Genomic DNA, 24,506 nt, shown 5'->3' with positions numbered 1-24,506 from the left:
GGGGCGACATGGTTACTTATATTGTTCATATCTCTGTCAGACACGAAGTTTACACTGAGTACGTTGAGTGGCTCAAAAACGAACACATCAATGAAGTACTTGCTCTACCTGGCTTCATAAAGGCCGAACTTTGCTTGAGAAAAGGCGGCAGCATGGAAGCCTCCAGCAAAGACGTTAAGATCGTTTACACACTAAAAGACGAAGACGCGATGAAGACTTACATGACTGAATACGCAATGGGATTGCGTGAAAAGGGACTTGAGAAGTTCCCGGGCCAGTTCTCGGCCCACCGAGAAGTCTGGTTGGAAACAATTAATTTTACGTCAAAATAGGCTTGAGGGACTAGGAAATCCCCCGGGCGCAGTGTATGTTGGGAATGTAAACAAAGGAGACCGTTGTGGCATCTGCAGCTTTCCAAAAAATTCTTGAGAATCTTTCTGGTAACAAAAACATCCAAAACCTTCTTGAAAGCTTCCAAAAGCTAAGCGACGAAATCAAAAAGAAAGAAGCGGAACTAAAGGGCCGTTTTGATCAGGAAAAAGAAGACAAGATCGAACTTGCCTGGAAGAAATACCAGGAGATCGTAAAAGCTCTTTCTGTTTCTGAAGCAAAATTGGAAAAAGAAGTGAACAGCACTATTTCCAAAATCAAAAAGTCTGCTGATGACCTGGAAAAGAACATTCAGGCTTACAAGAAAAAAGCCATCGTTCAAAAAACGAAGCTTGAAAAAACTTTGTTCAAAAAACAAACGACGAAGAAAGCTTCTTCCAAAAAAGCAGCTCCTAAAGCAAAAGCTGCTACGACAAAGAAAGCGACTGCTAAAAAAGCTGTGGCTCGCAAAACCACCAAGAAAGTCGCGAAGAAAAAATAGTCTTCTGACTTTTCGTAACTTTAAAAAGGGAAGGCCAAAACCTTCCCTTTTTTTATTTTCAGATCCAGGCACCTTCACTCGCTTCCCCACAAGACCCAACGCACTTGCTGTCGGCTCTGTTGCCAAGGGGTTTTGACCAATGATCTTTCTGTATATACTGGCGCAAGACACAGAAAGAGGTCGAGCCCCAAGTCTTGTTCCACGATAACCTGTGGACAGCTCTTCTTTCGCCCTGAGAGCATAAATATGTTTGAACGTTTTTCGAGGGGGAAATTATTATGAAACACCTATTACTTTCTTTGACCGTTTTGCTGTCTGGAGCTGCGGCGCAAGCCCAGGATTTATTCTGCAATCTGAAGGTTAACAACGACGTGATCGTAGACACGAAGGTGTCAACGATTGAAGGTAAAAACGTGACCTTTGGAAATTATGGAAGCTACCAGGCCAGCGTGCGCAACCTGGGGTCGTCTAAGTTCTATATCGAAATCTATGAAACCAACGTCTCTCGCACCTATGCGGACGGTGTTCTAAGAACCGAGGACGACGAAATCAAGTGGACTCTTTGGAGCCGCGAGATCCTTATGGAAGCCTCCTGCCGTCTGGCGATTTAAGGTCCTTTCCCGGCAAGGGTGACAGTTTTGGGCTCACCCCCACCCCCCTTGCACTGCCATTTCAAATATAAGCCATCCTCAAAAAGGCAGGGTCCTTGCTGTCTTTCAGAGAATGGTTAAGAAGTTATTATTCTTTAGTTTGTTCGTCCTTCAGCTTCTGGTCACCCCGGCCTGGGCGGACTCTTATGACTATGCTCGCATCTTCGATGTCACCTTCAAAGCCATGACCCAAAAGGACCTGTACAAGGCCCTGAATGAATCTGTCCTGCAGCAGAAAAAGCCGCTGACACAGAGTCAGCTTGTCTTCCTGCTGAAAAGGAACCCCGAATACATCCGTATTCTTGAACAGACTGTCAACCGCCTGAAGGATTCCCAGGCAGAATCCCCAGAGTCCTATGCTCAGGCTTTGAGTGAAATCAAAGTTCAACTGAAAGCCGTCGTACAGACACCGGCCTTTGCGGCTCAATTGGCCGCCTATGAAAGTCCGTCTCACCCCCTGACGATGGATCTTCCCGGTGGAGCCCCCGGGTTTCGCTCCATGCGCCTGTTCGTCAACCATCCTCGTCTGAAAGATGCAACAGATCCAAAAAGCCGTGTTCTGCCCGGGGAGGATCTGCGCAAAGTGGTGCTCGACTTTATTCGCGGGGCAGAGCAGGAAATCTGGTACAACGTTTTTGATTTTGACCTGAAAGTCATTGCGGAGGCTTTGAAAAACCAACATCTCAAAAAAGGAGTGAAGGTCACCGGCGGTATTGATGCCGGAACCATCAACGTCCGCCCTGAAGTCAAAGCCATCTTTGATGATCTGGCGACCTTGGAAAGTGACACCTTTAAAACTGTGGCCGTTCGTTCGGTCGGGTTGAACCACCAAAAAATCATTCTGCGCGATCCCTTCGGCCCCAAGGCGGCCGTGCTGTTCCTGTCCGGAAATTTCACGCAAAGCTGTATCGGACCGGAAGGAGATCTGGTGGATCTTCCCAAAGAAAAACGCACCGAGTACTCTATCCCCAATGCCAATCACGCCTTGCTGATTCTGGGTTCTTTGCCGGCTCAGGCGACTAAGGCCGAACTGAAAAAAACCCTGGAACACAAAATCCGCGGTCAAAGCCAGTACCCGATCAGTGGCAGTTACAAAATTTTTGGCGAAAAACTTAAAGCCGATGAAGAGGCGCCCTACATCATTCTGTCCTTCTCCCCGAATGGCGGCGAAGGGGACGTGAACAAAAGCATTTATGTTCCCTTGATTCAAAATACCAAAGGCTCCATTGAAGCAGTGCACTTCGCATTTTCTTCAAAACAGATTCAGAATGCGTTGTTGGAACGCGCCACCCGCGACATGCAGGAAAAAGGTCATTTTGATTTCCGCTCTGTGGGTGACACTCCGTTTGCCCTGCGGGAGTGGAGCGCCTTCCTGTTGCTGTCCGGTCTGAAAAAAGATCTGCCTTCCGGCAAGTATCTGGCCGACGGCGAAGCCCCGATCCTGCAGGCCCTGGGCGCTGCGGGAGTCACCGACTTGCAGAATAAAATCAGAACCGCTCCGGCGATTTATGGGGAACGTCATTTCCGTTTGGAGGATGGCAGTGCTGTCAAGACCACATCGAAAATTCATCACAAGGTTTTCATTTTCCCTGAGGACTCTTTGGCGGTTCTGGGTACCTCTTTCAATCCCAGCGAAAACGCCGAAAATAATAATGAGCAAATCGTGATTGTGAAGGACGCCAACATTGTTCGCCAGGCCCGAGGTCTGTTCGGATATCTGTATAAGAACTCCGCTCGGTCGGTCACGGCCGAAGCCAACCGCCGTAATTTGAAGGCCTTGCCAACCCCGGACGAGACTGTGGGCGGTGAGCCCAGCGAGCGGGATCAATAGAAGCTGACAGACTGATGCGTTTTTGTTAATTATCACCCTATGAGATTTCTGCGTAGCTCCCTTAAATACTTTGCCTTCTTTGTGCTGGGTCTGTTGACCTGTGCCTTCGTGGGCCTTGGGGCTATTACCTACTATGCCGTCGATTATCTGACGCAGAATCCTTCGGCCCCCCCGACCCAGAAAAAACCTTACCCGGTTGCCAAAGCCTCGCTGACACCCGAGATAAAAACCTCTAAGACCTCCACCGCCGACGATCTCATTCCCGAATCCTCCAAAGAAAACTTCCGCAGCGCCTTTAACACCAGCCGCTCTTTCTTGGAAACCAGCGCGCAGATGTCCAGTCTGCTAGGAAAACTGGATAAGCTCTCCATGCCCCCCCTGTGTCCGTCACTGTGCGACGCCAGCGCCATGGACAAAGAACAACTGAAAGCAGACGGAGTGGCCTATCTTGAAAGGTATTTACGCACTGAAGGGACTCGCGCCCTGCAAGACCCCGAGTTCCGCCTGCTCACCGACAATATTGGTCGCATCTATCACCTGATCGCTCCCGCACAGAAAATTATGGCAAAGATAGATCGTCTGAAAGCTCAGCAGGAAAAACCCGATGGCGCCAGCACCACGGACAAGCTTCTGATCACAGCTGAAATTCAAGGCATACTTATTTCTGATTTCTACAGCTTCGCGAATCACGTCGAACGACTCAAAGAGGACGGCGGCAAAATGAAGCTTGTTCGCGATCTGCGCCGCGCCTGCCACAGAGGCAAGTCTGTAAAACAGCTCATATCAGAGTGCGACTCAATACTGTCCCAGCAATAATTCACATTGATATCTATTGATTGAATCTAAGATTCAAATGAATTACCTATAGGAGCCTATGGGAAAAGGCCTTTCGCGTTCACAAGTTTTCTTTATGACCCTGACCTGCATTCTGGTCGTGGGCAACCTTTACTACAACCAGCCCCTGCTGGGAATTCTGGCGCGCGAATATGGTGTGACCGAAGCCAAGGTGGCTTTGGTTCCGGCCTTCACCTTGATTGGCTATGCCTTGGGCATCTTGTTCCTGGTGCCGATGGGTGACATGATCGAGCGCCGCAAACTGATTCAAGGCGGTATGACGGCTGCAGGTCTGTTGGCGGTGACATTGCCTTTCAGTCCTTCGCTGGGCGTGTTCTGTGCGATCAGTTGCGTGATGGGTTTCTTCAACGTGTCCCAATCCATTCTGATCCCCTTTGCAGCAAATCTGGCCAAGCCTGAAGAGCGCGGGAAAGTCGTCGGCATCGTTCTTTCCGGCATTCTGATCGGCTCTTTGATGGCGCGCACCCTGGCGGGGTTTATTGCCCAGTACTTCGGCTGGAAGACCGTTTTCATTTTTGCCGGCTCTGTCAGTCTGATTCTTTCCGTCGTCAGTCAGTTTGTCCTGCCGCGCTCCCAGCCGACGTTTAAGGGAACCTACAAAGAACTGATGGCATCCACCGCCCGCTTATTCAGAGAACTTCCCACCATCCGTGAAGCCGCTGTCATGGGTGCTATTTTGTTTGGAACCTTCTCGGCCTTCTGGACAACTTTGACCTTCCTGCTGGAAGCGGCTCCTTTTAACTTTGAACCAAAAACCATCGGCCTGTTCGGTGCGCTGGGGATGATCGGAGCTTTGGCCGCCCCTCTGGCCGGGCGCTATGCCGACAAAAAAGGGGCTGCAGCCACCATTCGCATGGGACTTTACAGTGCGATGGCCGCCTTTGGTTTGTTGGCCCTTTCCTCTCAAGTGGTGATTGGAATTGTTCTGGGCGTTCTGCTTCTGGATCTGGGCATTCAGGTGGCCCATATCTCAAACCAATCCCGGATTTTCAACTTTGCCCCGGAAGCCCATTCCCGACTGAATACGATCTATATCTTCTTCTACTTTGTCGGAGGAAGCCTCGGATCTTATATCGGCTCAGCTCTTTGGAGCTGGGGTCAATGGCCTGCCGTCAGTCTGGGCGGCCTCGGCTTTTGCCTGATTGCCACGCTGATCTTCATGCGTGGGCAAAAAATCCGGGCAAGCTCTGCGAAAATGGCCTAAAATAACCTCATTTCGCCTTGCATTAGCACTTCTTCCCCACACTTCAACGACGCGGCCACGCAGCAAAAATGTTATCTGACGAAGTGGCCGGGGGTGTGCTAGTCTCGGGGCGTCTATTTTAGAGGTGCTCATGAAAATTGCAGATCTTTCTTCCAAGAACGAATTTATTCCCCGTCATATTGGTCCAACAGATTCCGACATTCACGAGATGTTGAAGACTCTGGGCTTCAACTCTTTGGACCAAATGGCTGACAAAGTTATTCCTTCGCAAATCCGCACAACTCACAAATACGAAGACGTGGGTTCAGGTATTTCCGAATACGCGCTTTTGAATCATCTGAAGCAGATGGTTTCCAAGAACAAGGTTTTCAAAAGCTACATCGGCATGGGTTACCACGACACCATCACCCCGACTGTGATTCAAAGAAACATCTTTGAAAATCCAGTGTGGTACACCGCCTACACTCCTTATCAACCGGAAATTTCCCAGGGCCGTCTGGAAGCCCTGTTGAATTTCCAAACCATGATCGCGGATCTAAACGGCATGGAAATCGCCAACGCCTCTTTGCTGGATGAAGGAACTGCCGCGGCGGAAGCCATGTTCATGGCCCATTCCCTTTGCAAAAACAAAGCAAATGCCTTCGTGGTTTCCCCGGACATGCACCCGCATGTGATTGAAGTTCTGGGCACACGTGCTGAGCCTCTGGGCTTTGAGATGATCATCGCAGATCCGGCGAAATATGATTTCGCCAAACCTGTCTTCGGCGTGTTCTTCCAATATCCGAACACCCATGGAAAAGCTGAAGACTACTCTGCCATTGCCAAAAAATACAAAGATCATGGCGCCTTGGTCACGGCTTCCACGGACCTGTTGGCAATGACCCTGTTGACACCTCCGGGCGAATGGGGTGCTGACATGGTGGTTGGTAACTCTCAACGCTTTGGTGTGCCGATGGGCTTCGGTGGTCCTCACGCAGGTTACTTGGCGACGAAAGATGCTTACAAGCGCTTGATGCCAGGCCGCCTGGTGGGTGTCAGCGTGGATTCTCAAGGTAAACCTGCTTTGCGTCTGGCTTTGCAAACTCGTGAACAGCACATCCGCCGCGAAAAAGCGACATCCAACATCTGTACAGCGCAGGTGCTTTTGGCGAACATGGCTTCCATGTACGCTGTTTATCACGGTCCACAAGGGCTTAAGAAAATCGCGTTGCGTGTGCAGCGCCTGACCGCGATTCTGGCAGAAGGTTTGAAAAAACTGGGCCATAACGTAGCTGACGGCGCCTTCTTTGACACTCTGACTGTGACGACCGACAAAGCAGCGGCCATCATCGCACAAGCTGAAAAGATGCAGATGAACTTCCGCAACTTCGGCGACAACAAGCTGGGCATTTCCTTGAACGAAACAACTTCTTTGGAAGATGTGGAAATGATCTGGGCGGCGTTCAATCTTGGCAACATGGCCGGCTTCACCGCCTTGTCCATCGATGAAGCGCTTGGTGATGTGACAATGCCAGCGGCGTTGACTCGCTCCACGGCGTACATGACTCATTCCGTGTTTAATTCTCACCACAGTGAGACTGAGATCCTTCGTTACATCCACCATCTGCAGAACAAGGATCTAACCCTGACTCATTCCATGATCCCACTGGGCTCCTGCACGATGAAGCTCAATGCAACAACGGAACTGGTTCCTGTTTCCTGGCCGGAAATCAGCAAGCTGCACCCGTTCGCTCCAACAGCGCAAGCGACCGGTCTGATCGAGATGATCCATGACCTTGAGAAAAAACTTTGTGACATCACCGGCTTTGCGGCTGTGAGCTTGCAACCAAATGCCGGCTCTCAAGGCGAATACGCCGGTCTTTTGGTGATCCGTAAATACCACCAGTCCCGTGGTCAGGGGCACCGAAACATCTGCTTGATCCCATCCTCCGCACACGGAACCAATCCGGCCTCTGCGGCTTTGGTGAACATGCAGGTTGTAGTAGTGGCCTGCGATGACCAGGGTAACGTCGACGTGGCAGACCTGAAACTGAAGGCTGAACAACACAAAGACAATCTGGCAGCATTGATGATCACTTATCCTTCCACACACGGTGTGTTTGAAGAAGGCATCGTGGAAATCTGCAAAATCATCCACGACAACGGTGGTCAGGTTTATATGGATGGCGCCAACATGAATGCTTTAGTTGGTATGTGCCGACCTGGCGTGTTTGGTCCGGACGTTTCTCACATGAATTTGCACAAAACCTTCTCCATCCCTCACGGGGGTGGCGGTCCGGGTGTGGGCCCAATCGGTGTGGCAGCACACTTGGCTCCGTTCCTGCCAAAACATTCCATGGTTCCTGAAGCCGGTCCGAAAGAGGGTATTTCTGCGGTGACGTCTGCTCCTTGGGGTAGCGCCAGCATTCTGCCGATCTCGTGGGCTTACATCACGATGATGGGCGCTGAAGGTCTGCGCAAAGCCACTTTGGTCAGCATCCTGAGCGCAAACTACATCGCGAAAAAACTGGAGCCGCACTACCCTGTTCTTTACAAAGGTAAAAACGGCCTGGTGGCGCACGAATGTATCGTGGATGTGCGTGAGATCAAGAAAACATCCGGCATCGACGTGACAGACGTTGCAAAACGTCTGATGGATTTCGGCTTCCATGCTCCGACCATGAGCTTCCCGGTGGCGGGCACCCTGATGATCGAGCCGACTGAATCCGAATCCAAAAAAGAACTGGATCGCTTTATTGATTCCATGGTGACCATCCGCAAGGAAATCAGCGCTATTGAATCCGGAAAGATGGACAAGGAAAACAACGCTCTTAAAAATGCCCCGCACACTGCACAGATGCTGATGAAACCTGAATGGAATCATCCGTATTCTCGCGAAGAAGCCGTTTACCCGGTTGAATGGCTGCGCGCGAACAAGTTCTGGCCGGTCGTGGGCCGTGTGGACAACGCCTACGGCGATCGCAACCTGGTTTGCTCCTGCCCAAGCATTGAAGAGTACACGTAACGAATGAAGCGTGTTCTTCTGATCCGTTTAGACAAAATCGGCGACCTGATCTGCACCATGTGTGTAGATCAGGTTTCTTTTTTAAAGGACTGGGATCAGCAGTGGGTTATCGCCAAAGGATTGGGGTTTGTCCCCGACCACGCCGACCCCCGCCGGAAGTACATCGAGCTTTCCAAAGAAGACTCTAAAGAGTCCCTACAAAAACTTCGCGCTTTTCTGAAAGAATACAAACCCGACGTGGCCGTGAGCTTCCAAGCCCCCTGGTGGGTCAGCTTTGCCCTTTGGGCGGAAGGTGTGCCGGTTCGTGCCGGTGTGCGCTCGCAGTGGCACAGCTTCTTGTTTTTAAATAAGGGTCTGCGCCAGCGCCGCAGTCTGGCCGTGAAGCACGAAGCCGAATACAATCTGGATGTTCTTAAACATGCGTTGGACAACACCAGTGCTGATACGGCCCCTGTCTTAAAGCTTCAAGGCCCGACAAATCCCGGGCTGCTGACAAATCATCAACTGACTGCCAATGGCTATGTCGTGGTTCATCCGGGTATGGCCGGGTCAGCGCTGAACTGGCCTATTGCCAACTACATCGAGTTCATCAAACAAGTCAGCCCCCGCACCCAAGTTGTTCTGACAGGCACGGCGGCGGACGAAAAGTGGCTGACCGATATCAAAGCCACTTTCAAAAATGACCCCAACGTGATTTGCCTGCAAGGCCTTCTAAAAGCCTCTGAGCTGTTCACCGTACTTAAAAACTCCAAGGCCGTGGTTGTGCCCAGCACGGGTGTCGCTCACATGGCAGCGTCTTTGGGCGCGGTGGTTTTGGGTATCTATCCGCATGTGCGGGTGCAAAAGCCTGTCCGTTGGGCGGCTCGCGGGCCTCATGTTCATATCTTTGAAGCCCCGACACTGAACCCGGACGGCAGTCACTGCGATGGCACCCGCTGTGAAGAATTTCACTGTATGGAGAAAATCACAGTGGAACAATTGCTTCACACCCTGTCCTCGCTTTAGAATATCGGCATGCAAAGAGAATTCAGTTTTCCCGCTTCATTTGAAGAATCCATTGACCGTGCCCTGGCGACTTACAAAATGTCGTTGAAGGACTCCAAGGCCTTGGCAAAGTGTGTGCTGGCTCTTTCTGATTACTTTATCACCAAGCCCGACAGTCCAACACCCTGGAATGAATCCTGGGCTCAGGTGGCCTATCTTTGCTACTATCTGCCGCTGAATTCCACGCGTCTGAATGGGATTTTTGCAGAAGCCGACAAAAGAAGCTTCTTCCAGGGTCTTGAACGGGTGATTGATTTCGGCGCGGGACTGGCAACGGCTTCGATCACTTTGAATGAACGTCATAAGTTCAGCTATCAGTTGATTGAGCGCGCCTCTGAACCTCAGCAGATTATTGAAAAGCACTTCCCTCAATTTCCACCTCAGGAATGGCAGCGCACCTTCAGCTCCGCTCGCATGAAAGATGGGAATAAGACTTTAGCATTGTTCTCGTATTCCCTGACCGAACTCAGTGACCTGCCCGATTGGGCTTATCAGTGCGAAGCCTTGATGTTGGTGGAACCTTCCACCCAGCAGGACGGTCGCAAACTGTTACAACTTCGCCAAAAGCTTCTGGAAAAAGGTTATCATGTCTGGGCACCGTGCACCCATGAAGGGCCATGCCCGCTACTGACCCAATCCAAAACCGACTGGTGTCATGATCGAGTGCATTTCAAAGCCCCGCAGTGGTTCCTGAATCTGGAAGCCGAACTTCCGATGAAGAATCGGACCTTAACCATGAGCTATCTTCTGATGCGAAAAACCCGCCCGACTGCCATTGCAGCCGCTAGGGTTGTCGGCGATCGGTTGAAGGAAAAAGGCAAGGATCGCCAGATGATCTGTCGCGGTTTTGATCGCGAGTTTTTGGCCTGGATGCACAAGAACAAGATGGAACAGGAAATTCCTCGTGGTGTTCTGATTGAACTACCAGACAATCTACAGAAAGTTTCCAACGAACTTCGCGTCAGTCAGGAAATCACCATCTTGTAAGTCGCTTTTGCTGCCCAGAAGCTTTTTCCATTCACCGGATCGACGCAAACGCTGGATTTCACCTTCCAGCCACTTTTGCAGATTTTTATCCGCATCTCTGGATAAAAGAAACTTCCGCTCAAACTTCTCTACCGAGCGGTCGGAGATATAAATATCCTGACCCAGTTTCAAATCCTGAATCAGATAGTCTGCCACCAGACGACCGGTGATCACAAAATCAATGCGTCCCCGGGCAAGCATTTTCAGGCCGTTACTTAAAGAGTTTGTCGCCTGGGAATCCACTTCCCCTGCGTGCTGCAATTTGCTGACGGTTTCCATGCTATGACCGGTGACGACAGTGGTCTTCAGATGCTTCAGGGATTCCATACCACGATAGTCCACTGGTTTTTTGCGCGAAGACAGGACCAGGTTTTCATCATCCATCATGGCCGAAGTCCAAAAGAATTTCTTTTCATCCGTGTCTTCAAACCACTTCGGTGCCACCAAGGGAACGACCACAACCCCGTTTTTTTCCAATACTTTCAACAGACGTGCCCGGGGCAGAACCGTCACTTTAAATTCATACTTCCCCAGGGATCGGGCCGTCAGCAAAGATGCCAACTCAAACACCAGTCCCGTTTCTTTCTTCTGATCCACAATAAATGGAGGAGTATCATAAGGCGATATCATCTCGACGACTTGCTTAGCGAAAGCCTTTGTGGAAACTGCCAGAACAATTATTGTGATCCAAAGCAGACGCATAATTAACAGCTCCTTCGCCTGTATATCCATTGTAGCACAGTCATAGAGGCCCCATTGATCTAATTTGAAACATGAAAATTACTGGCACGTCATAACATGGACCTTAAAGATACATGTAAACAAGCCGATATATATTTGTAACGGGGTTTTACTTTGAATACATGGAACGTAATGGGAAAATTCATTGTATGGATTTGCGTCAGTGCCTGGATTGCTGGTTGCACGATTAAGACCAGTGTTCACAACGGTGAACTCAAGGCTTCCCTGCAAGGCGCAGAGTCCCCGGCCTACTATACCAACAAGTCCCCGGTCAAAGTCCGGATTCAGTTCAACCGACCTCCGGATGTTGTGCACGCTGATCAATTCCAAGCTCAGAATGCCACGATCTCTGGTATTACCCGCCTCACAGGAACTGAGTATATAATTGAGTTAGTTCCAGATCATCAGGGACTGATCCGAATGCAATTGCCAGCCGGCATAGCCGTTGGAAGCCGGGGTGAGAAATCCGAGCCCTCTGAAATCTTTGAAATTCACTTCGATGACATTCTGCCCACGATCGATACCGCCACTGTTCTGCCTGGTGCCGTCAGCTCGGTGGCTCGCCCCTCCGTTGCCGGCACAACAGAGCCCAAGGCCATTGTGACTTTATTTAATTCCATCACCTGCAGTGGTGATATTCTGGCAAACACCACGGCAGATGCCACCAGCGGAAATTATTCCTTCGAACTGGGACAAGCCCTGACGGCGGAAGGCTCCTATGCCTGGAGCCTTCTGACTGAAGATGCTGCAGGAAACACCTACTGCTATCCTTACCCGTTGGCTTACACTTTGGATCAGACAGCTCCGTCCACGCCTGCCATCTCCTTGGTTCACGGGACTATTTCCGACAATCCGGTTGCTGTGGATCTGGGCTCCTGTGCAGATGACAACCAGAATCCTGATTCTTATTATCAGGTGATTTTCACTCAAGACAGCTCGACTCCGCCAGCCCTGGACGATCCCGCATGGATGACCTGCACCGCCGGGACTAATCATTTCACACTTTCTGGTGCTGATGGCGCCCATACCATCATCTTGTGGGCCCGCGACGAGGCAGGGAATCTGACTGCGAGCAATACCATCCATCTGACTTTGGATACGGCAATCCCCAGCCTGACTTTACCGGCGACGATCAGTCTGGATCGCAACAGTGCCAGCACCGAACTTTTTGCTGATGCTTTGGTTGATTCAGACGAGGAAGGTGCTGGAACTTACAGTCTGGCGACAGCCGATGCCCCTCGATGTTCAGACTTCGGAAGTGTGTCGATTGATGCCGCAACGGGAGCTTTGACCTACGCCCCGACGACTCATTACTTCAATCGCTACAGCGGAGCCGACTATCATGGTGGCCCCTGCAACATCAAAGTGCAGTTTGCCGATCAAGTTCTGCCTGCACCTCACACCGTCACTGCCGATGTGGCCGTGACAGTGAATTTCGTTAACGAGCCGGTCCAGATCACCGTCTGGCCAGGCACCAACGGAACCACGTTGGAAAAATGTGGTAACAAGTGCTTTGCAAATTCCATCTTTGATCTGGCCTTTACCGTGTCCCCGGGCGGCAATGCAACCTTCCCGGACCCACAGCCTTTGACTTGTGCAGGCTCCACTGCCGATGCATATTACGTGGATATCGCCAATTGCGGAGTCTCTGGCACCACGGGGACGTTGGCGGTGCAGATGGGCACGGCTCACGCGTCTTCTAGTGATGGCACTGTGATCACCTTCACAGCCAGCGATGGGATCGGCACGGACTCAAAAACTTTCAGCCTGCATGTAGACAACTATGTGATGAGCATGTATCCAGCCCTGGCCGTCAGCAAACAGCTTTCATGTATTTTGTGTCACGCTAACATTCAGGCCGATATCGTCACTGATTTCGGCGTCTCTCAAGCCAACTATGGCAATGCCTCGGACATTTTGGGTGTGGCCAACCTGGCTGGTTCATACATCTATCACAACGACAACAGTGTTATTGATTTTCTGGTCACGGGCTCAATCTATATGCCGAACATCACAGTGACCGACAAAAACTTTATCAAACAAACTTCCGGTAATCCGAACTCAGGTCCGCTCAACCTGCGAAACTTCCTGCAAAACAGCTGGAATCAGTACAGCCCCATCACCGACAGCCAGGGCACCATCCTGATGGATGGCGATGGTTTTATGCAAGTAAACCCCACCCCAGTGGCCAAGGCCCCTCAACTGGTTCCTCCGAAAGTTCAAGGAGGACTGCAACTGAAGTCCTCGATCACGATCCGGGCCCCTTCCGATGCAGAGGTCTTGGCGCTGGACAGTTCTTTAAGCGCCGGAACAACGGCTTTTGTCTATAAAGGCCCGAACTCCAAACCGGGTTTAAGCGGTCTGCAAATTCATGACTTCGGTTATGGATCGTTTGTGCGCAACAATGGCACGATCATCTGTCATGGAAGTATTATCATCAGCGGAACCTTGTATTTGAATAATCCCGACATCCAAACCGATGACGTCGGCTGTTCTATTTATGTTGCAGGTAATGTCTTTATCGAAACCAATCGCGGCACCGCGATTCAGTACGTGGGGGGCGCAGCTTCGCCGACTTTACAGATCACAAGTTCGCGCAATATCCATATGGGTATCGGATTGTACGACATCCGCTTTATCCGCCGAAGTTTGAATAATTTTGAAGACGCCCAGAAGATCGTCAACGCCGCCAATCCGGGAGGTCTTCGCGACGCCGCAGAAGGCGCTCTGACCATCAAGTCCAACAATGATGCCGGAGCCTGGGAATGGATGCGCTGTCCACTGCGCCCTGAGCATGCCCAGTATCTGGATGCTCACTATATTTCCAATGGAAACTATTCCGCTTGCGATCCTGGTGTCGATCCATGGAAGTGTGGCATGGCCAAAGAATTGTTTGATGATTGGACCGGGCCGGTGACGGGTTATGATCATGTCTTGGGCGTCAAGGTCATCAACCAATCCGGCACTTTGGTTAACCCCATCGTGGCCTATGAAAACATGTGCCGCTGGAACGGCTATCAGATGTCGAACTATGCTGCCCACTCGTGGCAGTGGTCAGGATACTGGGGAGAACAACCCGATCGTGTGGGCGCTCCGACGATCAATGCCACCCGCGTTTCAACGGTTTTTGATCACATTCGCATCAACGCGCAGAACGTGCACAGCCGCTATTATGGAGAATTCCGCGGATCCGTGATTGCCCCCTGGGCTCTGTTCGCGGTCGGAAATCTGGTCTTTAAATACGACACTCGCTTAAACAATGTCGTACCTTACCCCCGCCTCATGGTCCCCAATCCCATCTTCGATGTACAGTAATCGGCCCGGCCGAGCAGTGCTTCCCCCCAGGGGCAGTGCTTCCCGCCAGGGGCCGTGCTGGAGCGCCGGCAGGCGCGCAAGCTGAAGCAGCTCCCCAGAAAATAAAAAACCGAGAGCTTTTGGGCTCTCGGTTCCTAGTCGAATTTAACTTTTGAATTCCGAAGCTACTCAGTCACGTAGCCAGAAACAGGGATCAAGGACACAGAGATCTGATAAGTCTTGCCTTGAACAACCCCAGCATCCAGGAATTGCGCCAGCTCACGCCGGAAGCCTTTGATTTTTTCTTTAGCTTCAGCCAAACGCGCTTCATCCACATTGATTGTGATCGTGGAATGTTCACGTTCTTCACTTGGCATTTTCTCCAGAAGACGTTCCAACTTGCGTTTCATCTTCTTTTCGCGGCTGATTTCGCCGAAACGCTGAAGTTCATCCGGAGTCAGGTTCAAACGCTCCCCGAACATACGGATGGTTCTCATTGTCACAGTACGTTTGCCGTTCAGAATTTTGGACAAGAAAGACGAGTCCACTTCCAAATGACGAGCAAATGCACGCAAAGAGTAACGGGGATAGTTTTGGCTACGGCGAGCCAATTCATCTTCAAGAAACTGTCTAAAATCTGAGTTTTTATTTAAGTCCTGCATGAGGACACAATTATTTGCAGGGCCCCTGATAATCAATATTTTGTTCACAGTCTTACAGACATTTAATCTAGCCATTCGGAGCGCGTCATAAAGCCCTCGAACATTACAGAATTTTATCAAATATCAACAACTTACGATTTCGACCGCGCTCTTCGACGGAAAGCATTTCAGAGGCCCTCGTGAAGTCGTTCGTCAGGGTTTTTTGCAATAAATCAGACAACATCTGTTCGTCTCTTTGTGGACCCAATATCAGTCTGTCAGCCCTAAGAAGTCCTTTTTCCCGCAAAGTTTGCACAATTTTTAGAATCGTGTGGGCTCCCACTCCGGTAATGACCACCGTGCCTGACACAGACTGCCGCAGATCCTCCCCGGGCCGAGAGTGAAAAGCGGCCTGCGTAACAGCGCCTTCGCGGAAATATTCTGCCAAAAAACGAGCCTCCAGCTGTTCTACGATGTGCGGCACCTGATCCACGAAATGAACCTCGGAAAAAAGCCCGCTTTCATAGGCATTCAGCCCCAGATACCCGTGGTCGCAGCAGAAGTCCCAGACGGGCTTTCCGGGCAAAAGGTGATCGTAGATAAGCTGCATGCGGCGAGAGAGTTTGAACATCGGGTCGCAAGATAGAATCCTCATTGACTGAATGTCACGGGGAAAGGGATATTCATGCGCATGAAAAAGACTCCATTAGCAGAAACACACGAGAAGCTCGGCGGCCGCATGGTCGATTTCGCCGGTTGGTATATGCCTGTTCAGTACGTGGGTGTGCGTGAAGAGCACAACAACGTGCGCACGAACGTAGGCCTGTTTGACGTTTCCCACATGGGGGAAATTCGCGTTAAAGGCCCCAAAGCCCTGGAAACCCTGGAATGGCTGACGACCAACGACGTGGCAAAACTGAATGTCGGAGAGGCTCAATATTCTTTGCTGCCGAATGATCAGGGCGGCCTGGTGGACGATATTATCGTTTATTGCCTGGAAAAGGATGCCGATTACCTGGTTTGCGTGAATGCCTCCAACAAAGACAAAGACTTTGCCTGGATGACCAAACACAATAAAGGCGCGGATATCACCGATGAATCCGACCGCTGGGGTCAGATCGCCATCCAAGGTCCAAAAGCTCTGGAGCTTTGCGACCGTGTATTCGACATCAAAGTCAGTGAAATGAAACCTTTCACTTTGAAGTCCGGCCAGTTCAAAAATCACAAGATCATGATCGCCACAACTGGTTACACCGGCGAAAAAGGCTGCGAAGTCTTTATCGAAGCCGCAGGAACTGTGGATCTGTGGATGACTTTGCTAGAAACCGGCAAAGACCTGGGCGTGATGAGCATCGGTTTGGGGGCCCGTGACACCCTCAGAACTGAAATGAAGTATTCTCTTTACGGCCACGAAATTGATGACACGACGAATCCCTACGAAGCAGGCCTAGGCTGGGTGATTAAACCTGCCAAAAAGGACTTCTTCAATAAAGCCCAGATTGTGGGCAAAAAAGAAGCCGGCTTAAGCCGAAATCTCGTGGGATTTAAGATGCTTGAGAAGGGCATCCCTCGTCAGGGCTACAGCCTGTTTTCTTTTGACAACAAAGAAATCGGCAGGGTAACTAGTGGTACTCACTCCCCGACCCTGGATGAACCTATCGGTATTGCTTTTATCGATGTAGCTTACGCAAAAGAAGGAACCGAGTTCCTTCTGGACATCCGCGGTCGCAAAGTGAAAGCCGTGGTTTGCAAAACACCGTTTGTAACGAAATAAGGAGCCAGACATGGGATATCACATTCCTGAAGACTATTATTACACTAAAGAACACGAATGGGCTCAGGTTGATGAGAACATCGTTACTGTAGGTATCACTGAATTTGCTCAGGATTCCTTGGGCGAAGTCGTTTACGTGGAGCTTCCAGAAGAAGGTCAAAAGATCACTCAAGGCCAAACTTTCGGTGTTATTGAGTCCGTTAAAGCGGTGAGTGACCTTTATGCCCCTGTTTCCGGCACGGTTATCGAAGTGAACTCATCTCTTAGCGATGACCCGTCTGTTTTGAACGACGACCCAGTGAATGAAGGCTGGTTGGTTCGTATCGAAATGGATACCGAAAAAGAGCTCGCAAACCTTATGAGAGCTCCAGACTACAAAAAATTGATCAGCGAGAAATAAGCTGAGTTGAGGCCAAGCGGACGTTTTTTTGAAATTTCCGCTTGCAATCTGACTCTGAAGTAAGCTATCAATAGTGCTTCCTTAAGCCTAGAGATGTGTTGCCCCGCTGGTGAAATTGGCAGACACGCTAGACTTAGGATCTAGTGCGCAAGCGTGGGGGTTCAAGTCCCTCGCGGGGCACCAAATCTCTAAGCTTAAGAACCACTAAAAAGCCAACTGAATAAGTTGGCTTTTTTTATGCCCAAAATCTTCAGACGACCACGAACTGTTCCTATTCCTAGACCTTCCTCTGGACCCGGCCTTGCTGAATAACACGCTGAAATTCATACTTTAATTATGGATTTATTTATCGTTACAGGCGGCTCTAAGGGGCTGGGGGAACAGGTTTGTCTTAAAGCTCTGCAGCAGGGCCACCAAGTCGTAAATCTGTCCCGCTCCCGTCCCTCATTCAAATCACCCAATTTCAAACATATTACCGCTGACTTCAGCCGCGGCCTGGGGACGATCCAAAAGATCGAAGCCGTGCTGGAGAATCTGGATCTGGCTTCTTTCAAACATATCCATCTGATTAACAATGCCGCGTTGATCAATCCCGTGGGCTCTTTGGTCGATCTGGATCTGTCTGAGATGAACACACATCTGGTGACCAATCTGATTTCTCCTGTTCTGCTGTCCCAGGTCTGCGCCCGGCTCGCTGCTGAAGAAAAAAAGCCTTTGACGATATTCAACATCGGCTCCGGCGCCGCGTTCCGGCCCATTTCAGGATGGTCGATGTATTGTTCCTCCAAAGCCGGCCTGAAAATGTTCACCGAAAATACGGCTTTGGATCTGCAAAACTCTAAGAACAAAAAAATCAGAATCTATCACTTCAGTCCCGGTGTGCTGGATACACAAATGCAGCAGACCATTCGCAGCTTCAAAAAGAAGGACTTCCCCGAAGTGGCTAACTTTAAAAAGCTGAAGACGGATCATCAGCTGCGCCAGCCCGCAGATGTCGCTGATCTGGTCGTCCGCTTCTGTCTGGAACCGAAAAAATTCAAAACTCAATCGTCTGTGATCTCCGTCCAAGATCTGGAAAAGAAGGTACGTTAAAATGAAACGATTATTTACCGGTGCTCTCGTTGTCGGGTTCTTTATTCTTGGCTTCAGGATCTCTAATCCCGAGGGGGGCTTTAGCACCGCTCCCGTCAGTTCGACTGAGTTCAGTTCAACCTCTTCGCAGTTCCAGGACATCACGGCGTCCTCGGGCCTGCCGGCGATCCATTCGACAACACTGGCTTTTGGTGACTACGACAACGACGGCTGGGTCGATTTGCTGGCTGGCGGACGTCTGTTCAGAAATGTCAGCAGCAAAATGAACATTCTTTTCTCTGATGTGACAGATCTTGTGGGCATTCGCGACATGAAGGGGGCTCCTTTATTTGCGGATCTGGACAACAATGGCCTGCTCGACATTCTGACAACCAAAGGACAGATCTTCATGCAGGTCTCCAAGGGTCAGTTCGTTGAATCCTCACGCCAGTGGGGCTTTTCTTTGCCAGAGCACGCCCATGCACTGGCTATCGTTGATGTGAACAAGGATGGGTGGATTGATATTATGGCGGGCTTCAGCGAACCCAAATTTGGCGATCCCCTTCTTCCCCAGAAGATGTACACCAATGTCAAAGGCAAGTTCCTGATCGACAGCACCCCGGTGGCCTTCCGGATGAACCCAAACTATCTTCGTGGCATTGCCGTGGCGGATTACAACAACAACGGTTCCATCGAAGCTTACTTTTCTAATTATCGCCTGCGCCCCAACAACCTGTACAACCTGGGAAGTGCGATCCTGATGGATCAAGCAACGGCCATGAACATTCAAGGGGATCACGACCCTAAAAAATTCTACGACCAGTCCCGCAAGGCCTACTATGGACCACAGTACGGTCACACGATCTCCTCGATCTGGGCGGACTTTGACAATGACGGAAATCTGGATCTTTGGGTTTCCAATCTGGTGCATAAGTTCGTGGGTATCAATGGCAAGGGCGTCTTTGATCAGCGCGGCTATCTGTGTGACGATTCTAAAATTTATCGTAACACCGGAAAGCCCTTCTACCGCCTGATTGACGTTCGACCTTCTTCCGGTATTGCCTATCGTCCCATTGGTGATTTCTCCAAATATAAGGGTGACGAACTGTGGGCGCAAACGACGCCTGCTGATTTTGACAACGATGGTCTGTTGGATGTTTACATCAGTCAGGTTTACGATCTGGCCTATTCTTACTCTCTTCTTTACAAGAATATGGGTGGCTTCAAGTTCAGGGACGTCAGCGCAGAACAAGGCACTCGCGTTTTTGACAGTTATGCGGCGGCTTGGGCTGACCTGAACAACGACGGAAAAATGGACTTGGTTCAGTCAGGACGACTGCGCAACGGCGCCACTCCGGCACTTCGGGTTCTGCAAAACACCATGGGTGACAACAATAACTTCCTGCGCGTTCGACTGAAAGGCACCCGTTCCGGCACTCAGGCGGTGACGGCACAGGTTCGCGTTTACCATCGCAACGGGGTTTTCCTGCGCCAACAAGATGGTGTGACAGGGACCATGAATCAGCAAAACGATCCGACCCTGCATTTCGGCCTGGGCCCCGTCAAAGAGATCACCAAAGTGGAGATCCGCTGGCCTTCTGGAAAAGTGCAAACACTGGGACCGACTTCCGTAAACCAAACACTTAAGATTGAGGAACCACGCCAATGACCACGGAACAAAGAGTCGCCCTGGTACAGGGGCAACTGGATGCCTATAACAATCGCGACATCGAAAAGTTTTGCTCTTTTTACCACCCCGAAGTGACCGCCTACCGCCTGGGACAGGAAAGCCCGTTCTGCGTAGGGATGGAGACCTTCCGCAAACTGTATGATGAAAAGTTCAAAAACACACCTGACTTGCACTGCACCCTGAAAAGCAGAATCGTCCTGAACAACAAGGTGCTTGATGAGGAATCCGTCGTGCCTAGCGGGTCTCACGTCGTTGCCATCTATGATTTCAAAGACGGACGGATCAAAGACATCTGGTTTGCATACTAAGGCCTTAGGGGCCTGACAGCGCCTCTGATCCGCGAAGAGGCCCCGATTCATTATGCATTAAAGGCATATATACTTTCTTTTAATATAATTTACAAATAGCCCTCAAAGACCTACAAAAGCCCCATCAAAACATGGAGTTTTAATTATGAAGTCTTTGCTGGTGCTTTTATTGACTGTTTTTCCTTTGCTTTCCCTGGCGTCTTCCCGTGGTGAAGATCAATTCATTGAAAAAGTTTACTCTGTGATCGAGGCCAAAAACGGAACTTTTAGGGAGGTGGCTCCAGCAGACCTCAACCCAAAACAGCTCGCGGGTCTTATGAAAGCCGCACGCGAAGAAGCTGATATCTGGTATGACACCATTCTGGAGGGCGACTACATGCTGAACTCCGAAGCTGATATTGAGGTGGTCGAATTGAGCCAATACTATTCTGCATCTGGTGAACTTGTAGCTTACCGCGCGGTCATTCAACATGCGGCCTTTGACGTGGGAGAGGACAACTGCACCCCGGGCTACATTTCCAGCGGCATCTTTATCAGTCCTGACTTCAGATTCCACTTCCGCGACGAAGATGCCATTGAGGACTTCACCGAACTGTAATGACCTCTCAGGGACCTGTCACCATTTCAGGTCCCTTTGATTTCCGACAAAGGAACATCAAGCCGGCAACAATGTGTCTGGAATCATTTTGACAGCCAGGGCGCGATTTCCAGATCATGATGCCACCATGAACATCAGCCGCCTCATTCTGATCTTTCTATTTTCTGTGACCGCACAGCTTGTCCCTGGCTTTGCAGTTGGCGGCCTGAAGTTCGGCTTCAATCCCAGCAATGCGCCCCCTTTGCTTTATCAGTTTGAAAATAACGGCAACCCCATTCCCACGGGGGGATTGATCTACGAAGTTTCTGTCGCCATTGGCGACGAGCTGGGGGAAGACTACACGATCGAACGCATCCCCAGAAAACGTATTGCTCAGCAGATTGTGGAAAATCGCGTGGATTTGATCTGCCACAACAGCATCCGGTGGCGCCATGAATTTGCTGACAATGTGTTGTGGAGCACTCCTCTTTTTACCACCTCCAATGTACTGGTCAGCACAACGGCGATTCCTTTTGAAAAAGTCAGCCAAATCACAGGAATCACCATCGGCACGGTGGAAAACTACGTCTACGCAGACTTGGAAGATCGCTTTAAAAACAAGGAACTGCAAAGATCTGACAGCGCCTCCATCGAAGTCAGTGTTAAGAAGCTGCTCAATGACCGTGTCAGTTATATTATTCTGGCCGAGCCCGAATACATCTATTTTAAGTCCCGGTATCCGCGCCTGGTACGCAGCTCCTTTAGCTTCGATCAGACAGATATACAATGTTCTTTGTCGCGCAAGTCCTCTTTGTCATTGGAGCGACTGAATCGCGCGATTGCCAATCTTCACCGCAAAAAGGTTCTGCAAAGAATTCTCGAGCGCTATTCCAACTCGGCGACGATGCCCCAGCCCTTCAGTTATGGTTTGAATAGCAATGATTCGCCCCCATTTATCTTCTTTGAGAAAAATGGACACAACCTGAATCGTGTGCGTGGTGGATTGTTCTTTGATATCGGTCGCGAAATCGCCAAAAAGCTTCGCCGACCCGTTCATTTTGAATTGCTGCCACGCGGACGCTTGGATGCCCGTCTGGCCGCCGGGCTGATTGAGATGGTCTGCTACGACAACGAGGCCTGGGCCGGTGAATACGCCAAACAATATCAATGGAGCCAGCCAATCTTTCGTCAAAGTGACCTGATCGTCAGCCTTCGCAACGACAAGGCTGACACTAAAGTCCGCTCGCTGGAGGATCTGAAGGGAAAGCGTCTTGGCACTGTGCTTAACTTTGTCTATCCCGCTTTATCGCCGCTTTTTGAAAACCGCAGTGTCCTGCGTGAGGATGCAAGTTCAGGAGCCTCCAATCTGGAGAAGCTCTTTTCCCAGCGAATTCCGTTTATCATTCTGAACAATCTTGAATACCAGTACTATGAAAGCAAACACCCACACCTGCAAAGAGCCGCTTTGGAAGTGGACCCGGTCGATGTGAAGTGTGCCGTTTCAAAAAAAGCTGACTTGAAAATTCAAGAGGTGGACGCCGCCATTCGGGAACTGCAATCCTCGGGGAGGATGCAGAAGATCTTTTCGCCACCTTATGAACCTTAAAATAAAAAACTTACCACTTAAGACTAACCCAGATCATGCCGCGAAGACGGTCATTCACCCGCTCACCCTGCAGCTCCGGAGTAAAGCCCTTGTCATAGAGCGGATAAGTGCGACGCCCCTGTTGATAGGACACTTCGGCTCCGGCCTGAACGAACTTTGCAAAATCCTTTTTCAGCCCCACACGGAACGAGTTGGAAGCCGGAATATCATAGAAAGGATCCTGCTCTTTGTTGCTCATGACCTTGGCCATGTCGAAAGCGACATACACCTGTCCCATGCGTCCAGCCGGGAAACTGGCTTCTACAGTGTTCTTCAAAGCCGTCGCCGACATGTTTTCAACACCTTCGAACAAGAAGACTTCTCCGCGCACCAAAAGATAGACCTTGCCAATCTGCTTATCGAAAACCACAGACACTTTGTCAGCCTCAGTCACCCATTCAGTCTTGGATGAATAGTGACCTTCCTTCACACGACGGAAAGAACGTTCATAGCCTGCACTGACGTTGTCAGATACACGCTGGTCTACTCCGGCACGAACAACCAGATCCGCCGCACTGGCATCACCACCGTGAAGATTTGCATCCAGGTTGGTTCGTTCCAGTTCCACTTTGCCTGTGGTTTTATTGATCCGCGCTGTGCCTGTAAACTGGATGCCGTGAAAAAGAACTGTGCGCTCCTTCTCACTCCAGGTCATCGTTGGATTCAAAGTCGGGGAACCCACTTGGCCGATGCCGGCATATCCCTTGGCCACCAAACCGATTTCCTCTACGACCGAGTTCACGGCAATATTACCTCCGGCCTGCCCGGAAACACCCATACCCGAGAAACGATAACTGCCCTCGGCAGCATTGTGCTGTTGGTGCAACATGAAGGCGCGAACGTATGAGCTGTCTTCAAACTTTTTTACGACCTGAACACCGACAGCATTGTCCTGATTCCCGATACGCAACTGCAAGATGGAACTTTCCGTCGACTTATAGGCCAACGAAGTAATACCTTCCTTGATCCACAAAGCTGTTTGAGGCAAATAGGAGTGATAACTGCCCTTGACGCCTTCCACATAGACCGTACCCACCAAAGGCCCCAGAACCCGATTGCTGACTTCCAGCATGTTCTGCTGCGTCTTTTGACCGGTTGCAATCACCTGTGAATAGTTCTGGATATAATACTGACCTGTTTTGGGATCTTTAAAGTGATAAATAAAATGACCACCGGAATCTTTACCTGATTTATCCTTCTGCCACACACCTGTGTGCATACCCACATCAGTGAAACCCAATGCCCGCGCCTGCCCGGCCAGATACTTATGAATGTCCCCGCAAACTCCGCCTTGATTGCCGTTCATCAGGGCGTTGCGGAAGACTTCTTCTGAGGTGTTACGGTTTTCCGTGGTCACTGAATAAAATCTGGAAAGATGCGATCCAGACAAAGACAGGATCAACAGTTTCTGATCCCGGCTTAGGACGATGGCCTCACGTTTCAAAAGACTCAGACTGCCTTCGTACGAAAGGGCTTTGGAATACATCGTGTTGTCCATGCCCGAAGCCGCTTTATAAAGCTCCACGGCAGCCCGATAATCATCCGGTCGATTCTTAAAGACATCGTTAATACTGAAGGCCGACACGTCAAGATTCGCACCTGACTTGGCGGTGTTGTAATAGAAATAAGAATCAAAGTACTTGGCTTGTTGGGCCTGTCCCTTGGAGGAGTTTCTAAGCTTGTCCTGGTAAGCCGCCTCCCGGCGAGCCGCTTCTTCCTGGAATGCACGGTCCATATCCTCTTCGTATGTGGAAGAAGATGGCGTGTCTTGAGCCATAGCCACAGAGGCCGATACCAACAGAACAGAACTGACAAGAATACCCAAACGCTTCATAGAGCACCTCAATAAGGAGGTCTCTATCCAAGAATCCGGCCAGCCT

Annotated in this window: 21 protein-coding genes and 1 tRNA gene; 18 read left to right on the top strand and 4 right to left on the bottom strand. The window is 50.3% G+C overall.

What is annotated here, in order from left to right:
• Window positions 1–8 precede the first annotated feature (8 nt).
• The 9 genes from ACZ5ZV_RS03920 to ACZ5ZV_RS03880 all read left to right on the top strand — a co-directional run bounded on the left by ACZ5ZV_RS03920 (window position 9) and on the right by ACZ5ZV_RS03880 (window position 10,446).
• Window positions 9–332, top strand: a complete 324-nt coding sequence (locus ACZ5ZV_RS03920; protein WP_464120118.1) for a DUF4286 family protein — start codon at window positions 9–11, stop codon at window positions 330–332.
• 65 nt (window positions 333–397) lie between these two features.
• Entirely contained in the window at window positions 398–871 is a 474-nt protein-coding gene (locus tag ACZ5ZV_RS03915; RefSeq protein ID WP_464120117.1) for an actin-binding protein, read from the top strand.
• A 278-nt stretch (window positions 872–1,149) separates the two neighbouring features.
• Window positions 1,150–1,482, top strand: coding sequence for a hypothetical protein (locus ACZ5ZV_RS03910; protein ID WP_464120116.1), 333 nt, complete (start codon window positions 1,150–1,152; stop codon window positions 1,480–1,482).
• A gap of 112 nt (window positions 1,483–1,594) precedes the next feature.
• Entirely contained in the window at window positions 1,595–3,352 is a 1,758-nt protein-coding gene (locus ACZ5ZV_RS03905; RefSeq protein WP_464120115.1) for a phospholipase D-like domain-containing protein, read from the top strand.
• A gap of 39 nt (window positions 3,353–3,391) precedes the next feature.
• Entirely contained in the window at window positions 3,392–4,168 is a 777-nt protein-coding gene (locus ACZ5ZV_RS03900) for a hypothetical protein (RefSeq protein WP_464120114.1), read from the top strand.
• A 58-nt stretch (window positions 4,169–4,226) separates the two neighbouring features.
• On the top strand, window positions 4,227–5,411 hold the full coding sequence (locus ACZ5ZV_RS03895) for an MFS transporter (protein WP_464120113.1): 1,185 nt from the start codon (window positions 4,227–4,229) through the stop codon (window positions 5,409–5,411).
• 130 nt (window positions 5,412–5,541) lie between these two features.
• On the top strand, window positions 5,542–8,415 hold the full coding sequence (gene gcvP / locus ACZ5ZV_RS03890; protein ID WP_464120112.1) for an aminomethyl-transferring glycine dehydrogenase: 2,874 nt from the start codon (window positions 5,542–5,544) through the stop codon (window positions 8,413–8,415).
• A 3-nt stretch (window positions 8,416–8,418) separates the two neighbouring features.
• On the top strand, window positions 8,419–9,420 hold the full coding sequence (locus ACZ5ZV_RS03885; protein WP_464120111.1) for a glycosyltransferase family 9 protein: 1,002 nt from the start codon (window positions 8,419–8,421) through the stop codon (window positions 9,418–9,420).
• A gap of 9 nt (window positions 9,421–9,429) precedes the next feature.
• Window positions 9,430–10,446: a small ribosomal subunit Rsm22 family protein gene (locus tag ACZ5ZV_RS03880; protein WP_464120110.1), complete on the top strand. Its 1,017-nt coding sequence runs from the start codon at window positions 9,430–9,432 to the stop codon at window positions 10,444–10,446.
• Here the strand turns inward: ACZ5ZV_RS03880 and ACZ5ZV_RS03875 are convergent.
• Complete coding sequence (locus tag ACZ5ZV_RS03875) at window positions 10,393–11,187, bottom strand: substrate-binding periplasmic protein (RefSeq protein WP_464120109.1); 795 nt, start codon at window positions 11,185–11,187, stop codon at window positions 10,393–10,395. The two genes, ACZ5ZV_RS03880 and ACZ5ZV_RS03875, sit on opposite strands and share 54 nt — an antisense overlap.
• Before the next feature lie 171 nt (window positions 11,188–11,358).
• On the opposite strand from ACZ5ZV_RS03875, the gene ACZ5ZV_RS03870 reads away from it, so the two are divergent.
• Complete coding sequence (locus tag ACZ5ZV_RS03870) at window positions 11,359–14,541, top strand: Ig-like domain-containing protein (protein WP_464120108.1); 3,183 nt, start codon at window positions 11,359–11,361, stop codon at window positions 14,539–14,541.
• 164 nt (window positions 14,542–14,705) lie between these two features.
• Here ACZ5ZV_RS03870 and ACZ5ZV_RS03865 read toward each other — a convergent pair whose 3' ends face one another.
• Window positions 14,706–15,131 carry a DUF4423 domain-containing protein gene (locus tag ACZ5ZV_RS03865; RefSeq protein ID WP_464120107.1) on the bottom strand — a complete coding sequence of 142 codons (426 nt, stop codon included), beginning with the start codon at window positions 15,129–15,131 and terminating at the stop codon, window positions 14,706–14,708.
• Between the two features lie 154 nt (window positions 15,132–15,285).
• Window positions 15,286–15,792 (bottom strand): SAM-dependent methyltransferase, encoded by a 507-nt coding sequence (locus ACZ5ZV_RS03860; protein ID WP_464120106.1) that lies wholly within the window; start codon window positions 15,790–15,792, stop codon window positions 15,286–15,288.
• A 54-nt stretch (window positions 15,793–15,846) separates the two neighbouring features.
• On the opposite strand from ACZ5ZV_RS03860, the gene gcvT reads away from it, so the two are divergent.
• The 8 genes from gcvT to ACZ5ZV_RS03820 all read left to right on the top strand — a co-directional run bounded on the left by gcvT (window position 15,847) and on the right by ACZ5ZV_RS03820 (window position 22,587).
• On the top strand, window positions 15,847–16,935 hold the full coding sequence (gcvT, locus tag ACZ5ZV_RS03855) for a glycine cleavage system aminomethyltransferase GcvT (protein WP_464120105.1): 1,089 nt from the start codon (window positions 15,847–15,849) through the stop codon (window positions 16,933–16,935).
• A 10-nt stretch (window positions 16,936–16,945) separates the two neighbouring features.
• Window positions 16,946–17,335: a glycine cleavage system protein GcvH gene (gene gcvH, locus ACZ5ZV_RS03850; protein WP_464120104.1), complete on the top strand. Its 390-nt coding sequence runs from the start codon at window positions 16,946–16,948 to the stop codon at window positions 17,333–17,335.
• 100 nt (window positions 17,336–17,435) lie between these two features.
• Window positions 17,436–17,518, top strand: a tRNA-Leu gene (locus ACZ5ZV_RS03845).
• Window positions 17,519–17,671: 153 nt separating this feature from the next.
• The gene (locus tag ACZ5ZV_RS03840; RefSeq protein WP_464120103.1) at window positions 17,672–18,427 is read left to right on the top strand and encodes an SDR family NAD(P)-dependent oxidoreductase; all 756 of its coding nucleotides are present in this window, start codon (window positions 17,672–17,674) and stop codon (window positions 18,425–18,427) included.
• Window position 18,428: 1 nt separating this feature from the next.
• Window positions 18,429–20,075 carry a CRTAC1 family protein gene (locus ACZ5ZV_RS03835; RefSeq protein WP_464120102.1) on the top strand — a complete coding sequence of 549 codons (1,647 nt, stop codon included), beginning with the start codon at window positions 18,429–18,431 and terminating at the stop codon, window positions 20,073–20,075.
• Window positions 20,072–20,404, top strand: a complete 333-nt coding sequence (locus tag ACZ5ZV_RS03830; protein WP_464120101.1) for a nuclear transport factor 2 family protein — start codon at window positions 20,072–20,074, stop codon at window positions 20,402–20,404. Before ACZ5ZV_RS03835 ends, ACZ5ZV_RS03830 begins: the two co-directional genes overlap by 4 nt.
• A gap of 145 nt (window positions 20,405–20,549) precedes the next feature.
• Window positions 20,550–21,002, top strand: coding sequence for a hypothetical protein (locus ACZ5ZV_RS03825; RefSeq protein ID WP_464120100.1), 453 nt, complete (start codon window positions 20,550–20,552; stop codon window positions 21,000–21,002).
• 127 nt (window positions 21,003–21,129) lie between these two features.
• Window positions 21,130–22,587, top strand: coding sequence for a substrate-binding periplasmic protein (locus tag ACZ5ZV_RS03820; RefSeq protein ID WP_464120099.1), 1,458 nt, complete (start codon window positions 21,130–21,132; stop codon window positions 22,585–22,587).
• A 10-nt stretch (window positions 22,588–22,597) separates the two neighbouring features.
• Here the strand turns inward: ACZ5ZV_RS03820 and ACZ5ZV_RS03815 are convergent, their stop codons facing one another.
• Window positions 22,598–24,460 (bottom strand): hypothetical protein, encoded by a 1,863-nt coding sequence (locus tag ACZ5ZV_RS03815; RefSeq protein ID WP_464120098.1) that lies wholly within the window; start codon window positions 24,458–24,460, stop codon window positions 22,598–22,600.
• Between the last annotated feature and the right edge of the window lie 46 nt (window positions 24,461–24,506).

The organism is Bdellovibrio sp. HAGR004, assembly GCF_055397015.1.
Note: the sequence above shows the minus strand (reverse complement) of the source record. Positions and strands in the feature narration are given on the sequence as shown.